This window comes from Glycomyces artemisiae (genome assembly GCF_003002955.1).
GTDB lineage: Bacteria > Actinomycetota > Actinomycetes > Mycobacteriales > Micromonosporaceae > Glycomyces > Glycomyces artemisiae.
Map to the genome: position 1 here is coordinate 823158 of NZ_PVTJ01000002.1, position 17578 is coordinate 840735.

The 17578-nt window shown below is 71.5% G+C and carries 11 protein-coding genes and 1 tRNA gene; 10 read left to right on the forward strand and 2 right to left on the reverse strand.

Going from position 1 to position 17578, the window contains the following annotated elements; all coding sequences use genetic code 11:
• The first annotated feature begins 57 nt into the window (after positions 1-57).
• Together B0I28_RS08420 and B0I28_RS08425 are read left to right on the forward strand one after the other, a co-directional pair.
• Positions 58-3462, forward strand: a complete 3405-nt coding sequence (locus B0I28_RS08420; RefSeq protein WP_181245695.1) for an adenylate/guanylate cyclase domain-containing protein — start codon at positions 58-60, stop codon at positions 3460-3462.
• 368 nt (positions 3463-3830) lie between these two features.
• Complete coding sequence (locus tag B0I28_RS08425; RefSeq protein WP_245888925.1) at positions 3831-5687, forward strand: serine/threonine-protein kinase; 1857 nt, start codon at positions 3831-3833, stop codon at positions 5685-5687.
• A gap of 128 nt (positions 5688-5815) precedes the next feature.
• On the opposite strand, the gene B0I28_RS08430 is transcribed toward B0I28_RS08425, so the two are convergent.
• Positions 5816-6811, reverse strand: a complete 996-nt coding sequence (locus B0I28_RS08430) for a ribonucleotide-diphosphate reductase subunit beta (protein ID WP_106363323.1) — start codon at positions 6809-6811, stop codon at positions 5816-5818.
• A 94-nt stretch (positions 6812-6905) separates the two neighbouring features.
• The gene (locus B0I28_RS08435) at positions 6906-9278 is read right to left on the reverse strand and encodes a ribonucleoside-diphosphate reductase subunit alpha (protein WP_219926625.1); all 2373 of its coding nucleotides are present in this window, start codon (positions 9276-9278) and stop codon (positions 6906-6908) included.
• 286 nt (positions 9279-9564) lie between these two features.
• Between B0I28_RS08435 and B0I28_RS08440 the strand changes: the two genes are divergently transcribed.
• The 8 genes from B0I28_RS08440 to B0I28_RS08475 all read left to right on the forward strand — a co-directional run bounded on the left by B0I28_RS08440 (position 9565) and on the right by B0I28_RS08475 (position 17513).
• Positions 9565-9637, forward strand: a tRNA-Arg gene (locus B0I28_RS08440).
• A gap of 165 nt (positions 9638-9802) precedes the next feature.
• Entirely contained in the window at positions 9803-11008 is a 1206-nt protein-coding gene (locus tag B0I28_RS08445; RefSeq protein WP_245888918.1) for an MFS transporter, read from the forward strand.
• 232 nt (positions 11009-11240) lie between these two features.
• Complete coding sequence (locus B0I28_RS08450) at positions 11241-12224, forward strand: glycoside hydrolase family 11 protein (RefSeq protein ID WP_106363325.1); 984 nt, start codon at positions 11241-11243, stop codon at positions 12222-12224.
• A 79-nt stretch (positions 12225-12303) separates the two neighbouring features.
• The gene (locus tag B0I28_RS08455; RefSeq protein ID WP_106363326.1) at positions 12304-12966 is read left to right on the forward strand and encodes an LppX_LprAFG lipoprotein; all 663 of its coding nucleotides are present in this window, start codon (positions 12304-12306) and stop codon (positions 12964-12966) included.
• Complete coding sequence (locus B0I28_RS08460; protein ID WP_219926626.1) at positions 12953-14425, forward strand: MFS transporter; 1473 nt, start codon at positions 12953-12955, stop codon at positions 14423-14425. Before B0I28_RS08455 ends, B0I28_RS08460 begins: the two co-directional genes overlap by 14 nt.
• A gap of 38 nt (positions 14426-14463) precedes the next feature.
• Complete coding sequence (locus B0I28_RS08465; protein WP_106363327.1) at positions 14464-14757, forward strand: GNAT family N-acetyltransferase; 294 nt, start codon at positions 14464-14466, stop codon at positions 14755-14757.
• Positions 14758-14841: 84 nt separating this feature from the next.
• On the forward strand, positions 14842-15375 hold the full coding sequence (locus B0I28_RS08470; RefSeq protein WP_146148016.1) for a histidine phosphatase family protein: 534 nt from the start codon (positions 14842-14844) through the stop codon (positions 15373-15375).
• A 116-nt stretch (positions 15376-15491) separates the two neighbouring features.
• Positions 15492-17513 (forward strand): HelD family protein, encoded by a 2022-nt coding sequence (locus tag B0I28_RS08475; RefSeq protein WP_106363329.1) that lies wholly within the window; start codon positions 15492-15494, stop codon positions 17511-17513.
• Positions 17514-17578 lie beyond the last annotated feature (65 nt).

Here is a 17578-nt window from a genome sequence, read left to right on the forward strand (position 1 = left end):
GGAACAACACAGCCCCGTCCCGGCGTTGGTGCTGCTGTGACCTGCCCGTTCTGTTCCGTGCCCACTGTGCCGGGCGCGCGCTACTGCCACAACTGCGGCGCGCCCCTGTCACCTGAAGCGACCGCTCCCCAGACGGAGCGGCGCTATGTCACGGTGCTCTTCGGGGACCTTTCCGACTTCACGACCTGGTCGGAGAGCCTCGACCCCGAGCGGGTCTCGTCCGTGACGGACCGGCTGCTCGCGGAGTGCGTCTCCGCGGTCAACGAGTTCGGCGGGCACGTCGACAAGCTCACCGGGGACGGCATCATGGCCGTCTTCGGCGCCCCGCTTTCCCATGAAGACGACGCCGAGCGGGCCGTTCGGGCCGCTCAGGCCATGCAGAAGCGGGTCCGGAGGTTGCTCAAGGCCGAGTCCGGCGGAGGGCTTCCCATCGGGCTTCGCATCGGGCTGCGGTCCGGGCTCGTCGTGGCCGGCATGCAGGCGAATCTCGAATACACCGTCATCGGCGACACCGTGAACACCGCCGCGCGCATCTGCGCCATCGCCTCCGTCGGCACCATCTGGGCCGGCGAGGAGACCATGCGCGCCACGAAGCACGCCGCGGCCTGGCGCCGCCTCACTCCCGTGCGCCTCAAGGGAAAGCGTGAGCCGGTCGAAGTGTTCCAGCTCCTGGGCCTCGAAGACGAGCCCGGGACGCGCGCCAGCCTCGGCGACACCGCCCCGTTCATCGGCCGGGACGCCGAGATCGGGCGCGTGACCGGGCGGCTCGAAGCCGTCATCGACCGCGGTGAGCCGCTCGTCCTGATCCACACCGCCGAAGCGGGCATGGGCAAGACCCGCTTCGCCCGCGAGGTCAGAACACTCGCCACGGAGCGCGGCGCACGAGTGCTGACCGTCCGGGTCGCTCCCTACGGCGAGGGCCGCCGCTTCGGTCCGCTCGCCGACCTCGTGCGCAAGGCCGCCGGCCTGCGCTTCGACGACGACCGCGCCACCGCCGAGGCCAAGCTCAGGCGCATCGCCGACGGCCATGCCGACCACGGCGAATGCCGCCTGAACATCACCGTCCTGCTCGGCCTCCTCGGCCACGGCCGCCCCGGGGCGGCCGACCGGGTCGGCGGGTTCACCGGGCAGCAGTCCGACGCGTACACGATCCCCGAGGCCGTCGCCGAGCTCATCACGCACATGTCGACGAACACGCCGATGGTCCTCATCATCGACGACCTGCACACCGCCTCGGCCGCAGGCATCGACGCCCTCGGCGTCGCGCTCGCGAAGATCCACGGCCCCGTGCTCGTGCTCCTCTACGGCCGCCCCGAGCTCACCAGGTCCTCCGGCGTCCTCACCCGCATCTCCGAAGCCGAGGTCCACCCGCTGCCGCCGCTCGCGGGCGCCGACGCCGCGAGGCTCCTGCGCGAGTTCCTCGGCGGCGGGCGCCTGCCCAAGCCCGACGAGGACCGCCTCCTCGGCTTCGCGCAAGGCAACCCGTACTACCTCGCCGAACTCGTCACCCTCCTCGTCGAGCAGGACCTCCTCACCGGCACCGGCGACCAGTGGCGCCTCGCCGCCGGCTCGCTCACCGGGAAGGTCCTCTCGCGCGACCTCGCGCAGGTCCTCGGCGCCCGCATCGACGCGCTCAGCCCCGCGGCCCGCGCGCTGCTGCGCGCCGCCTCGATCTTCGGCGACGCCGTCCCGCCCGAGGCCACGCAGCTGCTCGAAAAGGAAGTCCCCGGCGAGTTCGACCTCGCGCTCCAGGAGCTCCTCGACCGCCGCATGCTCCGCCGCCGCTCCTACGGCGGCTACCGCTTCGTGACCCCGCTGCTGCGTCAGGCCGCCTACGCGCCCATCGGGAAAGCCGACGCCGCGCACGCGCACGCCGAGGTCGCCCGCTGGGCCGCCGACACCGAGCTCGAAGGCCAGAGCGCCGACGACCTCGTCGTCTTCCACGCCGAGCAGGCCGTCACCCTCGCGCGCGAAGTCGAGATCGAGGCGATCGACGAGGTCTGGAACGTCCTCCCGCTCGCCGTCGACGCCGTCCGCAAGCAGGCCGACCGCGCCATGGACGCCTCCGAGCCCGAGCGCGCCGTCGCCCTCCTCAACGGCGTCGAGCGCATCGCCACCCTCTCCCACGACGACCGGCTCCTGCGCGGCCGCGCCCTCACCCGCCTCGGCCGCACCGTCGAGGCCGAAGCCGAGATCGAGGGCCTCGCCATCGACATCGGCCTCATCCCCGAGGACGACCACGACCACGCGCACGGCGACGACGACCACCCCTCGCCGCGCCTGTTCGGCGACGACTTCCCCGAGGACGCCTCCGAACTCGTGGCCCAGCTCCTGCTGCTGCGCGGCCGCCTCCACCGCTACAAAGGCGAGCTCGCCGAGGCCCGCGGGGCCTGGACGGCCGCGCTGGCGCTGTCGCGCCGCGAGGGGCTCGCCGGGCCCCGCTGCGACGCCCAGTGCCGCATCGGCCTCCTCGACTTCCTCGCCGGGCACCTGTCCGAGGCCGAGGCCCGCTTCATGGACGCCTACGACGTCGCGTTCGGCGTCGGCGACGACAAGCGCCTGGCCTGGGCCCTCCAGCACCAGGCGTGGGTCCTCGTCGCCCGCGGCGACTTCGACGGCGCCGACGAAGTGCTCCGCGAGGCCGCCAAAGCCTTTGCACGCCAGATGGACCTGGTCGGCCGGGCGTGGGTCCGCGGCGTGTCCGCGTTCGCGCTCCTCATGGCCGGGCGCTTCACCGAGGCCAAGCGCCTCTCCGACGTGTTCATGCCGATCGGCGAGCGCTCCGGGGACGTGTTCGCCGTCGGGCTCCTGCGGGCCATCGGCGCCGCCGCGCAGATCGGCCTCGGCCATCCCGAAGGCGCCGACGCCTTGGCGCGCAAGTCCTTCCGCGATTTCGAGCGGATCGACGACGACTGGGGACGCGGCTTCGCGAAGTACGTGCGGGCGCTCGCGGCCCGCTCGATCGGCGCGCTCGACCACGCCCTGGACCTCGCCGCGCACGCGGAGGAGTACGGCGCGAAGACCGGCCACCCGCTCCTCATCAGCCTGGCGCACAACCTGAGAGGCCGCTGCGCGCTCGAGATGGGCGACCCGGCGACCGCCGAGACCGCCGCCGAGGAAGCGCTCGCGCTCCTCACCGACGACGTCCTCGAACCGGGCCGCGCCGCCAACACCGCGCTCCTGGCCGACGTGCGCGCCGCCAAGGGCGACCGCGCCGAAGCGCTGCGGATGCTCGAACCCCTTGCGGCCCATTACGACGAGCCCTCGCTGGGACGCCCGAGGCGGGCCATCGTGGCCCGCTACGCACGCCTGCTCGACGAGGACGGCCGCCCCGAGGAAGCGGCGAAGTGGGCCGGGATCGCGCTCAAGTCCTTCGGCGAGGACCCGGAGTCCACCGCCTGGGCCGCCGGATACCTCGCCGACGCGATGGAACTCGACGGCGACCGGGTGGCGGGAGCCTGATGATCGGAGGACGCGGCGGGCGGACGGGCATCCCCGCGGAGGCCGCCGGAACACCCGTCCTCCCGCGCGCTACACGGGGGATGCGTTCACTATGCGCCACCGCTACTTCGCCCTCGGGAAGCGACATATCAACCGTTCGGCCAGTTCTCGCTGGCTTTTCGTCTAGGGGTATACAGAATCGTGGGCGCGTTGCCGTACCGTTATCCGATAGGTCCCATGACTCGGATCCCCCAGGCCCGAGTCGCTCTCGCAACGCAGCGGCGCGCACCCCGGCGCTGACCCGCGCACCCGACCTGAACAGGCTCGACACCGAGCGACCTTTCGGCTTGCACGTCGGCCGAGAACGGAGGCAGTTTCCAGTGGACACCATGTCGTCCTACGGTGCTCCAACCGCTCCCCTCTCCCCGCCGAGAGCCCGCCCCGAGGCCGACCCCGAGTCGCTCCTGCACGGCATCGAGCGCCTCACCGGGTTCACCGAGATCGACCGCGGCGCCTACTCCACCGTCTACAGCGCCACGCGCTTCGACGACGGCGCCGAAGTGGCCGTGAAGATCGAGGCCCGCCCCCTCACCGACGACGCCTCCCGCGAGCGCTTCCGCCACGAGGTCCAGACCGCCGGGCGCCTCTCCGACCACCCCTGCGTCGTCAAGATGCTCTCGGCCGGCCTCACCCACCAGGCGAACCCGTACGTCGTCATGGAGCGCTGCCGCGGCTCCGTCGCCGACCTGCTCGACCGCCACACCACGATCCCCCCGCACCGCACGATCGAGATCGGCATCCGCATCGCCGACGCGCTCGCCGCGGCCCACGAGGCCGGGATCGTCCACCGCGACATCAAGCCCGCGAACCTCCTCATCGACCACCACGGCCACGCCGTGCTCGCCGACTTCGGCCTCTCCAGCCTCATCCCGACCCCCCGCCCGGGGGAGCGGTTCTCGATGATGGCGACCCCCGCCTACGCGCCCCTTGAGGTCTTCCAGATGCAGCACGTCGGCCCGAGCGCCGACGTCTACTCGCTCGCGGCCACCCTCTACGCGATGCTCAGCGGCAACCCGCCGCGCTTCCCCGCCGAAGGGGGCCTCGACATCAACGAGGTCGCGGCCCTGTTCGACCAGCCGATCCCGGCGATCCCCGGCATATCGCCCCTGCTCCTGGAGATGCTGCGCACCGCGCTCATCAACAACCCCGACGGGCGCCCCACCGCGGTCGAGTTCCGCGAGTTCCTCGCGAGCATCCCCGAGGCGTCCACCGGCATCATCCCGCGCGTCACCGACGACCTCCCGCACGCGCCTTCGCCTGCGTCCCAAGGGCTCTACGGCGCCTACACCTCGCCGCCCCTGAACGCGGCCCCCACGGAGTTCCACGAGCCCGCGGCCCCCGGCTACGCCGAGCTCGGCGGCCTGCCCGACTCGCCGTCCACGCTCCGCCTCGCCCCGGCCAAGCGCCGCGGCCCCGCGGCCGAGGAGCCCCCGGCCCCCGCCACCGCGCCGATGCGCCGCGCCGCGGCCCCCGCAGCGGGCCCCGCGCGCATGCCCAGCCCGCCCGTGAGCCCCCCGGTGAGCCCCGCCCCGGCCCCGGTTCCCCCCGCGGACTTCGCGGGCGAGACGGGCCGCTGGGAGGCCTTCAGCGGCGGACGCGACGACGACCACGACTCCCGCCTCCCGGTCCCCGTGCCCCGCAACGAGACCGGCCTGACCCGCCGCGAGCGCCGCCTCAAAGAGGGCGGCGGCGGCTCCGAGATCGGCCGCCTCATCGGCATGGGGGCGGTCGGCCTGGTCATCCTCGGCCTCCTCATCGCGGGCGGCGTGTGGCTCTTCGGCGGCGGCGAGGAACCCGCCGACCTCGCGTCCCAGTCCATGGCCGACGACTACGTCGGCGAATGCACGCTCACCGTCGAGGGCGCGGGCTGCGTCGCCGAACCGGCCTGCTTCGACGCCGCGTTCGCCGCGACCGGCTGCGAAGGCAACCACCTGTGGGAGGCCTACGCGACCGGCCAGCTCCCCGAGGGCGTCGCCGACGTCGAAGCGGCGAGGGCCGATCCGACCGTGGCCGCGGCCTGCGTGAACGGCCAGGCCGACGGCGGCCCGCTCTCGCAGCTCGTCTCCAGCGACGCGGTCGACTGGACCACGGACGTGTACGTCCCCGGCGACGGCACGTTCCTGTGCGTCGCCCAGCTCAGCGACGGCACCGAGGCTTCGGGCTCGACGTTCGCCAGGGCCGGTTAGCGGCAAGCGAAGCGAGCCGCTTCGGGAATCCTGAGCGAGCGACAAGAAGCGACAAAGAGGGGCCCGGCGCTGGTGCGCCGGGCCCCTCCTCGTTCAGCCGCAGGCGGGAGACACCCTGCGGCCCGGGATCAGAACTCCTCGTCGAGGTCGACCTTGCCTTCCACGGCCACTTGGTAGGCGGTCGGCCTGCGCTCGAAGAAGTTCGTCAGCTCCTGCACGTCCTGGAGCGCCATGAAGGGGAACGGGTTCTCCGAGCCCCACTTCTTCGGCATGCCGAGGCGCACGAGGCGCTGGTCGGCGGCGTACTCCAGGTACGACTTCATGTCCTTGACGGTCATGCCGGGCATGCCCTCGCCGATGAGGTCCTCGGCGAACTGGAGCTCGGCCTCCACGGCCTCCTCCAGCATGTCGGTGACCTGCCGGCGCATCCGCTCGTCGAACAGCTCGGGCTCCTCCTGGCGCACGACGTCGACGACGCTGAACGCGAAGTTCATGTGGCAGGACTCGTCGCGGAACACCCAGTTGGTGCCGGTGGCGAGGCCGTCGAGGAGGCCGCGGCTGCGCAGCCAGTACACGTACGCGAAGGCGCCGTAGAAGAACAGGCCCTCGATGCACGCGGCGAAGCAGATGAGGTTGAGCAGGAACGTCCGGCGGTCCTCGGCGGTCTTGAGCTCCTGCATGTCGAAGACCGAGTCGATCCACTTGAAGCAGAAGTCGGCCTTGCGCTTGATCGACGGGATGTTGTTGACCGCGTCGAACGCCTTCGCGCGCTCGTCGGGGTCGGGCAGGTACGTGTCGAGCAGCGTCAGGTAGAACTGCACGTGCACGGCCTCCTCGAAGAGCTGGCGCGAGAGGTAGAGCCGCCCTTCGGGGGAGTTGACGTGCTGGTACAGGTTGAGCACCAGGTTGTTCGCGACGATCGTGTCGCCGGTGGCGAAGAAGGCCACGAGGCGGTGGATGAGGTGCTGCTCCTGCGGCGTGAACTTCGCCAGGTCGGTCAGGTCGGAGGCGAGGTCGACCTCCTCGACGGTCCAGGTGTTCTTGATGGCGGCCCGGTACTGGTCGTAGAAGTCCGGGTACTTCATCGGTCGCAGTGTCAGGTCCATGCCTGGGTCGAGCAGCATTGGGCGTCCTCTCGGTAGTCGGTTCGCTTAGGGGCGGGCGGCAGTTCGAAGTCAAAGAGGGAGGCGGGCCCGGCCGGGCCCGCCTCCGGCGGTCCTACTGGCAGGCTTCGCAGCTCTCCGGGTTCTCCAGGGAGCACGCGATGTCGGCCGGGATGACCTCCAGCTCGGTCGGCTGCGCCTGTGCGGCGGGCGCGGCGCTCACGGTCGTCTGGTTGATGCGCGTCGCCGGGCGGCTGCGCAGGTAGTACGTGGTCTTGAGGCCCTGCTGCCACGCGTACCGGTACATCGACGAGAGCTTGCCGATGGTCGGGCTGGCCTGGAACAGGTTGAGCGACTGGGCCTGGTCGATGAACGGCGTGCGGGCCGCCGCGAGGTCGATCAGGGCGCGCTGCGGCAGCTCCCAGGCGGTGCGGTACCGCTCCTGGAGGTCGGCCGGGATCGCGTCGATGCCCTGGACGGAGCCCTCGGCGACGACGATGGCCTGGCGCAGCTGCTCGTTCCAGATGCCGCGCTCCTTGAGCTCGGCGATCAAGTGGCGGTTGACCTGGAGGAACTCGCCCGACAGCGTCTCGCGCTTGAACACGTTGGAGACGACCGGCTCGATGCACTCGGCGCACCCGGCGATCGACGCGATCGTGGCGGTCGGCGCGATGGCGATCATGAGCGAGTTGCGCAGGCCGTGCTCGGCGACCTGCCCGCGGACGGCGTCCCAGCGCTCGGTGAGCGTGATCCGCGCGTTCGGGTAGTGGTCGAGGTGGAGCACGCCCTCGGCGGCGCGGGTCTCCGCGAAGTTCGGGTGCGCCCCGAGGGAGGCCGCGAGGCCCGCGGAGGTCTCGAACGCCACCAGCGCGATCCGCTCGGCGATCGCCGTCGACAGCGCGAGCGCCTCCTCGGAGTCGAACGCGAGCTTCAGCTTGAAGAACACGTCGGCGAGGCCCATGCAGCCCAGGCCGATCGGGCGCCACTTGCGGTTGGCCTTCTCGGCCTCGGCGGTCGGATAGAAGCCCAGGTCGATGGTGCGGTCGAGGAACTTGACGGCGCTGCGGACCGTGGTCTCCAGCCGCTCGAAGTCGAAGCCCTCGGGCGAGCAGTGCTCGGCGAGGTTCACGGACCCGAGGTTGCACACGGCGGTCTCGGAGTCGTTCGTGACCTCCAGGATCTCGGTGCACAGGTTCGAGAGGTGGATGACGTTCTCTTTGCGCGCGGTCTGGTTCGAGGTCCGGTTCGCGGTGTCGGAGAAGGTCATCCAGCCGTTGCCGGTCTGCGCGAGGGTGCGCATCATGCGGCCGTACAGCTCGCGGGCCGGCACGGTCTTGCGGGCCTTCCCGGCGTTCTCGGCGGCCTTGTACGCCTCGTCGAACTCCTCGCCCCACAGGTCGACCAGCTCGGGGGTCTCCTTGGGGTCGAACAGCGACCAGGTGGCGTCGTTCTCGACGCGGCGCATGAACTCGTCGGGGATCCAGTTGGCGAGGTTCAGGTTGTGCGTGCGGCGCTCGACGTCGCCGGTGTTGTCGCGCAGCTCCAGGAACTCCTCGATGTCGGCGTGCCAGGTCGCGAGGTACACGCATGCGGCGCCCTTGCGGCGCCCGCCCTGGTTCACCGCGGCCACGGACGAGTCGAGGGTCCGCAGCCACGGCACGATCCCGTTCGAGTGGCCGTTGGTGCCGCGGATGAGCGAGCCGCGCGAGCGCACGCGCGACCAGGCGATGCCGATGCCGCCCGCGTACTTCGAGAGGCGCGCGACCTGGCTGTAGCGCTCGTAGATCGAGTCGAGCTCGTCCTTCGGGGAGTCGAGCAGGAAGCACGAGGACAGCTGCGCGCGCTTGGTGCCGGAGTTGAACAGGGTCGGCGAGGACGGCAGGTACGCGAGGGCCGACATGAGCCGGTACAGCTCGGCGGCCTCCTCGACGGACTGGCTCAGGCCGCACGCGACGCGGAGCATGAAGTACTGGGGCCGTTCGAGGACCGTGCGGTGCTCGGGGTGGCGCAGCAGGTAGCGGTCGTAGACGGTGCGCAGGCCGAAGTACTCGAAGCGGTCGTCGGCGGCGTCGTCGATGACGGCGTCGAGCGCGGCGGCGTTGGCGTCGACGAAGGCGACGAGGTCGTCCGCGAGCAGGCCGTTGTCGCGGCACGCGGCGATCGAGGTCGTGAACGAGGTGACGCCCTCGCCCGCGGTCTCCTCCGCGATGTGCTCGGCGAGGAGCCGGGCCGCGAGCTTGGAGTAGGTCGGCTCGGAGGCGACGCTCGACGAGGTGATCTCGACGGCGCGCTCGCGCAGCGCCTTCTCGGTCGCGCCGGGCCACAGGCCCGCCTCGATCTGGGCGATGACCTTCTCGCCGTCCACGTCGGGCAGTCCGGCGGCATGGACGCGAATGCGCTCGGCGATCAGCGCCGCGGGGCCCTGCTCGGGCTCCCGCTGCTGCGGAGCGGTGGTGGTGGCGGATGGCGTGGTGGCGAGCCCGGTCATCTCTGCATCCCCTCGTGCTGTTGGTTCTGACAGAGGGGAATCATACATGTTGTGGTCGGCCCTTGGGGTCGCCCCAAGATGATGTGTTTTTCCGGTGATTCGCACGGCGAAACCGCAGCGTGTCCGCTAGGCTCACAGGTTTCGGCGGAGTCAGCCTATGCCCGCCCTCCGACACTCGCCGCGCCGAATCGCAGGACGAAACGAAGGTGTGATCCTCACCGGCCAAACCGCGTTCGACCCCCCGTCCGGGGGCTGATAGCATCGTTCCGTCCGACTCGTCGGGCGCGCCTCCGTAGCTCAGTGGATAGAGCACTGGTTTCCGGGACCAGGTGTCGCAGGTTCGAATCCTGCCGGGGGCACTCTGCATCAGCCCAGCTAGAGGGCGCATTCCATTCAAAATCATGAAGGAATCCTGCCTGCCTGCGGGTAGCCATGGAGCCACAAGGGGGCCTATGGACTCGACCGCCGGCGTTCCCCATGCCGCGGCGGTTCACCAGCCGCATTGGTGTTCTAGCATCGCTCGGGTGACCCGATACCGAGAAGTGCTCGCGGTGCCGGGGATGGCATCGCTCATGGGATCCTCGCTGCTCGCCCGCACCGCGATCACCGCCAATGCGACTGCGCTGATCATGTTCGTCGTGCTGGCCCTCGACCTGAGCTACGCGGCGGCGGGCGGCGTCGCGGCGGCGCTGACCGCCGGGGTCGCGTTGAGCGGGCCGCTGCTCGGCCGCCTCATCGACTGGCGCGGACTGCGCACGGTGGTGCTGACGACTGTGGCCGCGCAGGCGGTGTTCTGGCTGAGCGTGCCGCTCATGTCCTACAGCGTCCTGCTGGTCGCCGCGCTCGCGGCGGGGCTGCTGATGGTCCCGGCGCAGTCGGTGACGCGGCAGGCGATCGCCGCGATGACGACCGTGCCGCAGCGCCGGGCGGCGTTCGCACTCGAAGCGGTGCAAGGCGAACTGTCGTACCTCGTGGGCCCGGCTGTCGTGATCCTCTTCGCGGCCAACACGTCTCCCGAAGCGGTGGCGTGGGGCGTCGGCGCCGCCATCGCAGTCGGCGGCGCATGGATCGGCCTGCTGAACCCGCCGCTGCGCACCGCCGACGAAGCGGATGCCGACACCGGCCCGCGGCCCCCGCGCCGGGAATGGCTGAACCTGCGCATGATCGCGGTCCTGACGATGGCCGTCGGCGTCACGACGCTGCTCGGCGGCATCGACCTCGCGGTCATCGCCACCCTCGAAGAAGCCGGCCAGGTGTCCCGGGCGGCCCTGGTCGTGGCGGTCCTCGGCATCGCGTCCGTCACCGGCGGGCTCATCTACGGCTCGCAGGCCCGGTCGCTGCCGACCTGGCTGCTGCTCGGCCTGCTCGGGCTCGCGACGATCCCCCTCGGCCTCGCCGCGGACTGGCGCTGGCTCGCCGCAGCCGCCGTCATCGCCGGCCTCCTCACCGCCCCAACGCTCTCCACAGTGGCCGACGCAGTGAGCGCGCTGGCACCGGCCCCCGTCCGCGGCGAGGCGACCGGCCTCCAGTCCTCGGCACAGAGCGCGGGCCTCGCCCTCGGCGCCCCACTCGCCGGATTCGCGATCGACCTCACCGCCCCGGCAGGCGGCTTCGCGGCGGCGGGCATCGCAGGTCTCGCCGCAGCAGCGGTCGGACTCCTGCTGACCCGCCGCTCGCCTGCGGCAACGCCTTCCGACGATTCGGTCGGCGTCGCCGCAGAGGGCGACTGACCGAATATCGCGAGCACCCGGGCCGGGCCGGGGTGTTGGCGGTTGACGGTGGCCTTCTCGCTGCCCTGGTTCCGGAAGTTTCGGAGGCATGGATCAAGAAAGTTCCGATAGTTTTCCGGAAGTTATTGACACGTCGGGAGGCGGGGTCCACGATGGTCTCTATCGAGAAATAGATGCCTCTCGATACGGTCGGCGTTCGGCGGACCGGTTCGCACCCTTCCGAGGAGACAGGATGAAGTTCAACCCTCCCCCCAGCCTCTTCAGCCGCAGGAGCCTCCTGCTCGGCGGCGCGGGCGCGCTCGCGCTCGGGGCCTCCGGGCTGGTCTTGCCCGAGGCCGCACTGGCGCAGCAGGTCATCACCACCAACCAGGAGGGCACCCACAACGGCTACTACTACTCGTTCTGGACCGACACCCAGGGCCGCGCGTCGATGACCCTCGGCACCGGCGGGAACTACAGCTCCCAGTGGAACGGCGCCAACAACTGGGTCGGCGGCAAGGGCTGGGCCAACGGCGGGCGCCGGACCGTCACCTACAGCGGCTCGGTCAACCACGGCAGCAACGGCTACCTGGCCCTGTACGGCTGGACGTCGAATCCGCTGGTCGAGTACTACATCGTCGAGTCGCACGGCCCCTACAACCCCAGCAGCGGCGCCTCGCAGCGCGGCACGCTCACCACCAGCGGCGGCACCTACTGGCTCGGCCAGTCCACCCGCTACAACGCCCCGTCGGTGGAGGGCACCAAGACCTTCAACCAGTACTGGAGCGTCCGCCAGGGCAACCGCACCTCGGGGACCATCAACACCGGCGAACACTTCGACGCCTGGGCCCGCGCGGGCATGAACCTCGGCGCCTTCAGCTACTACATGATCATGGCGACCGAGGGCTACCAGTCCACCGGCAGCTCCAACATCACCCTCGACAGCTCCGGCGGAGGCGGCGGGGGCGGTGGCGGCGGCGCCTGCACCGCGGTCCTGTCCGCGGGCCAGAGCTGGGGCGACCGGTACAACCTCAACGTCACCGTCTCCGGCAAGAGCGACTGGCGGACGACGCTGAACATCCCCTCGCCCGCGAAGGTCCTCGCGACGTGGAACTGCAACGCGTCGTACCCCAACGCGCAGACGCTCGTCGCCACCCCGAACGGCGCCGGGAACACGTTCGGCCTGACGATCCAGGCCAACGGGAACTGGAACTGGCCGACCGTCGGCTGCGCCTGACCCCCCTGGAGGACCGCCCGCGCGAGCGGGCGGTCTTTCTCGGTTTCCCGCCCGAAACCGCGGGGCATAGGATCGCCCTATGCGATCGAAACTCCCCGTGATCGGCGCCGCCGCCCTCGTGCTCTCGGCCCTCGCGGCCTGTTCGGACGGCGCCGACGAGGTGCCCGCCGCGGACGAGGTGCTGCCCAGCGCGTCGGAGGTGATGGCCGAGGTCGAGTCCGTCCACTTCGAACTGACGGTCGACGGGGAGGTCGAGGGCCTGTCGGTCAAGAGCGCCGACGGGGTCGTCACCGCCGACGGCGAGGCCGAGGGCACGGGCACGATCACCGCGCTCGGCATGGACCTGGAAGTGGACTACACGATCGTCGGGGACAGCGCCTACGTCAAGGGCGTCACCGGCGGCTACCAGGAGATCCCGGTGGGGGACGAGATGCTCCCGTACGACCCGACGGTGCTGCTCGACCCGGGCGCGGGGATCGCGGCGCTGCTGAACGCGGTCGAGACGGCGACCCCGGAGGACACCGAGGCGGTCGGCGGGTTCGACACGTACCGGTACGAGGTGGTGTTCGACCCGGCGGCGTTCGCGGAGTTCCTGCCCGCCGCGGGGGAGTGGAACACGGCGACGGTGTGGTTCGACGAGGAGACCCTCCGGGTCGTGAAAGCCGAGTTCGCCCAAGGGGACGCGACCGTGACGCTGCTGCTCGACGACTACAACGAGCCGGTGGACATTGCGGTCCCCTGACCTGCCGGCCCCCCGCCGCGGCCCGGCCCTGACCGCCGCGGGCGCAGCCGTCCTGCTCGGCTCGATCGACGCGTACGTCCTCGTGAGCGTCCTGGTCGACATGATCGGCGACCTCGACATCCCCGCGAACCACCTGGAACGCGCCACGCCCCTGGTCACCGGATACCTCCTCGGCTACATCGCGGGCATGCCGCTGCTGGGCCGCGTCTCGGACCGGTTCGGGCGGCGCATCGTCATCCACGTGTGCCTGGCGGCCTTCGCGATCGGCTCGGTCATCTCGGCCGTCTCCCTCGACCTCGCGCCGCTCGTCGCGGGCCGGGCCCTCCAGGGCCTCGCGGGCGGGGCGCTCCTGCCGGTGACGATGGCCCTCGCCGCGGACCTGTTCGCGGCCGAGCGCCGCGCCGTGGTCCTCGGGTGGATCGGCGCCGCGCAGGAGCTCGGCGCGGTCCTGGGGCCGCTCGCGGGCGCCGGGATCGCGGCGGTCGTCGGCTGGCGCGGGATCTTCTGGATCAACGTGCCCCTCGCGGTCCTCGCGGCACTGGCCGTCCACTTCGCGCTCCCGCGCGACACGGCGCGCCGAGAAGGCCGCATCGACTTCCTCGGCGGCGCGCTCCTCGCGGTCGCCTTGGGGCTGTTCACGATCGGCCTGTACAACCCCGAGCCGGAGGACGCGGTGCTGCCGCCGTGGGGCCCGGTCGCGATCGTCGCCGGGGCCGTGGTCCTCGCCCTGTTCGTCCTCCAGCAGCGCCGCTCCGCGGTGCGCCTCCTCGAACCCGACGGCGTCAAATGGCGCCCCTACGCCGCCGTGCTCGCCGCGAGCGCCGCCGCGGGTGCGGTCCTCATGGTCACGCTCGTCGACACGCAGCTGCTCGCCCAGACGCTTCTGGGCCTGGACTCCGCGGGCGGCGCGCTGCTGCTCATGTGGTTCCTCGTCGGCCTGCCGCTCGGCGCGGTCGCTGGCGGGGCGCTCGCGTCCCGCTACGGCGAGCGCGTCCCGGCCCTCGCCGGGTTCGCCACGGCCGCTTTGGCGTACGTGTGGATCGCCGACGCCGTCCCGCACATCGCCCTCGGCCTCGGCCTGGCCGGGGCCGCCCTCGGCCTCACCGTCGCGCCCCTCTCCTCGGCGGCGCTGCGCGTCGTCCCCGAGGACCGCCACGGCACGGCCGCCGCGCTCGCCGTCGTCGCCCGCATGATGGGGATGCTCATCGGCGTCGCCGCCCTCACCTCCTGGAGCCTCCACCGCTTCCAGGAGTCCACGGCCGACCTCGACACGCCCCTCCCCTTCGGCATCTCCGAGTCGGTCTTCCTCTCCCGCCAGGAGGCCTACCTGGAGGCGATCGACCGCGCCCTCGCCGCCCAGTACGCCGACGTCTTCACCGCCGCCGCCTTCATCTGCCTCGCGGGCGCGGTCGCCTCCGCGGCGCTCCCGGGCCGGGTGAGAGTGACGAGCGCCGTTTAGCCGGGCTTCGGAGCCGCCCGGCCGGATATGGTTGCCGCATGGCGGATCTTTCGGTTGTGGAGAATGCGGGCGAGCAGCGGTACGAGCTGCGCAACGACGCCGGCGAGGTGCTGGGGTACCTGGAGTACATGCAGGGCGAGGACTTCATCGTGCTGCCGCACACGGAGGTCGACCGGTCCCTGCGCGGGCAGGGATGGGGGGACCGGCTCGTCAGGTTCGCGCTCGACGACCTGCGGGAGAAGGGCGCGAAGGCGTACCCGACCTGCCCGTTCGTGGACCGGTGGATGCAGCGCCACGACGAGTACGAGGACCTGCGCTACGTGCCGCGGTAGCGGCCGTTCAGGGGCATTAGGCCGCACCGCTGCGGACTGTTCACCTCTGCGCAAACTGCGGGTTCAACTGCCGTTCATCAAGGGATGAAGCATCGTCGATATGCGACGACCCCCTGCCCTGCGAGGCCGCTGATGCTCTCGGCGCTCATCCTGCTCCGGCACGTCGCCGACGACCCCGGCGACCGGCTCACCGACGCGCAGTCGCGGCGCGCCTGGGCGCTCGCCGACTTCCTCCAGCTGTACAACCCGACGACCCTGCTGTCGGGGCCCGGCCGCGCCTGCGCCGACACGCTCGCGCCGCTCGCGAGCCGCCTCGACCTCCAGGCGCTCGCCTCCCCGGACCTGGCGAGGGACGCGCCCGCGCTCAGCCCCGCGCACGCCGCCGTCTGGCTGGCCGCCCGCGCCCTGCGGGCCCTCCCGGACCCGCGCCGCACCGCCGTCGTGTGCGCCGAGGCCCCCGTGCTGTGCGCGCTCCTGGTCGGCGCCGCCGCGCTCGACGGCCACGACCTGGCCGAGCGCGCGCAGGAACCGGACGGCGACCTCGCGCCCGGCGGCGGCTGGGTCCTCCACCGCGACGACGGGCGGCTCGTCGATGTCAAGCCGCTCAGCGTGCGCTAATTCGATTGCAGTCCCAGGTCAACCCCGGGTAGGGTCGACGGTTCGCCTTTCAGGCTCCAGCACCGCGCTCCGCGCGTCAGAAAGAATCGTCTGACAAATCCACCGGGGAGACTCCTGTGTCAGAAACCGAACTCCAGGCAGAAATCGACCACCACGAGCGCGCCCGCGCCGCCATGGCCGCGATGCGCGAGCTCACCGAGGGCATCCACAACATCTACTCCGGGGACTTCGACGAGTCCACCCGGAACCTCGGCCTCGGCGACGTCCGCTCCGACCACCTCTTCGGCTGGGCCATGGCCAACTACACCGTGCCCCGCCTCGCCGACCTCACCGACCGCGGCATCGCACTCTTCTTCGGCCGCATCTGGATGGACGACGGCGAGGACTTCCACATCGGCCGCCGCCACATCCTCGACGGCAACCGCGACCCGCTCGTCCTCGACTGGCGCGCGCCCCTCTCCGAGCAGTACTACCGCGCCTCCGCCCACGACCGCCGCGACGTCGCCAAGCGCCGCCGCTTCGGCTTCAACAACGGCACCCTCACCGGCTTCGAGGACGAGAACCTCGTCTTCGGTGAAGAAGTCGCCTCCGACATCCTCACCGCCGAGATCGAGCGCCCCCGCACCGGCCCGATGCGCGACATCGTCGCCACCATCCAGCCCGAGCAGGACGAGCTCATCCGCCGCGACGCCACTACGAACCTGTGCGTCCAAGGCGCCCCCGGCACCGGCAAGACCGCCGTCGGCCTCCACCGCGCCGCCTGGCTGCTCTACAACTACACCGACAAGCTCAACAAGTCCGGCGTCCTCGTCGTCGGCCCCAACGAGGGCTTCCTCAACTACATCGCCGGAGTCCTCCCCACCCTCGGCGAGACCTCCGTCTGGCAGGTCACCGTCCAGCAGCTCACCGGCGCCCACACCGCCACCGGGACCGACACGCACGAGGCCGCGCTCGTCAAGCACGACGAGCGCATCGCCCTGGTCTGCGAGCGCGCCGTCTGGGGCCACATCGGCACCGCCCTCGACGGCGGCGTGACGGCCGACGAGGGCCTCCTCATCGCCGACGCCGGATGGCGCTGGCGCCTGGGCCTGGGGTTCCTGGAGGAGGCGCTCGCGAACGCCCGCAAGCACACCCGCACCTACACGGCCGGGCGCAAGGCCCTGGAGGACGCGATCGTGCAGGGCGTGCGCCGCCAGGCCGAGATCCGCTCCGGTCACTCCCCGGACGCCAAGTGGGGCACCAGGATCAAGCGGACCCCCGCGGTCCGGCAGTTCATGGACGCGGTGTGGCCGGGGCTCAACGCCAAGACCGTCATGAAGAAGCTGTACACGGACGCGGCGTTCCGCGCGGACGCGACCCGCGGCATCCTCTCCGAGGACGAGGCAGCGCTGCTCACCGGGAAGCTCGCCAAGCCCAGCGCCGCCGACCTGCTCATCGTCGACGAGGTGGAGTCGCACCTCAAACTGCGCGACCCGTCGGCGTCCTTCGGGCACATCGTGATCGACGAGGCCCAGGACCTGTCCCCGATGCAGTGCAGGGCCATCGCCCGCCGCTCCGGAAAGGGCTCGGTCACCGTCCTCGGCGACCTCGCGCAGGGGACCACGCCGTGGGCCGCCTCCTCGTGGACGGACCAGATGCGGCACTTGGGCAAGGACCAGGCTGAGCACACCGAGCTGACCACCGGGTTCCGCGTGCCCGCCGTCATCATCGAGCTCGCCAACCGGGTCCTGCCGCACCTCGGCGTCGGCGTCGCCCCCGCCCGGTCGATCCGCTCGGACGGGTCCCTCGACCACGTCAGGACTGCGGACCTCGAAGCGGGCGTTCGTGAAGCGGTCGCCAAGGCCCTCCAGGAGGAAGGCCTCGTCGGCGTCATCGCCGCGGACGCACGCGCCGAGGCGCTGCGGCCGGTCCTCGAAGGGGCCGAGCGGGTCGAGCTCGTCGCCGCGAGCCTCGCGAAGGGCCTCGAATACGACCACGTGGTGGTCGTCGAACCCGTCGAGATCGTCGAGGCCCCGGCCACCGGAGGAGCGACCGTCGAAGGCGTCGGACTGCGCCACCTCTACGTCGCGCTCACCCGCGCCGTCTCGCGCCTCACCGTGGTCCACGCCCGGGACCTGCCGCCCCAGATGGCCTCGTGACCGGACGTGGCCGGGTCGGCCGTGGCGCCCGCCTCCGGGCTCATACCGATTTGGTCACAATATGC

Coding starts and splice junctions, on each gene's coding strand:
- B0I28_RS08425 (WP_245888925.1), top strand. CDS start 3,831: ATGTCGTCCTACGGTGCTCCAACCGCTCCCCTCTCCCCGCCGAGAGCC.
- B0I28_RS08430 (WP_106363323.1), bottom strand. CDS start 6,811: ATGCTGCTCGACCCAGGCATGGACCTGACACTGCGACCGATGAAGTAC.
- B0I28_RS08435 (WP_219926625.1), bottom strand. CDS start 9,278: ATGACCGGGCTCGCCACCACGCCATCCGCCACCACCACCGCTCCGCAG.
- B0I28_RS08450 (WP_106363325.1), top strand. CDS start 11,241: ATGAAGTTCAACCCTCCCCCCAGCCTCTTCAGCCGCAGGAGCCTCCTG.
- B0I28_RS08455 (WP_106363326.1), top strand. CDS start 12,304: ATGCGATCGAAACTCCCCGTGATCGGCGCCGCCGCCCTCGTGCTCTCG.
- B0I28_RS08465 (WP_106363327.1), top strand. CDS start 14,464: ATGGCGGATCTTTCGGTTGTGGAGAATGCGGGCGAGCAGCGGTACGAG.
- B0I28_RS08470 (WP_146148016.1), top strand. CDS start 14,842: ATGAAGCATCGTCGATATGCGACGACCCCCTGCCCTGCGAGGCCGCTG.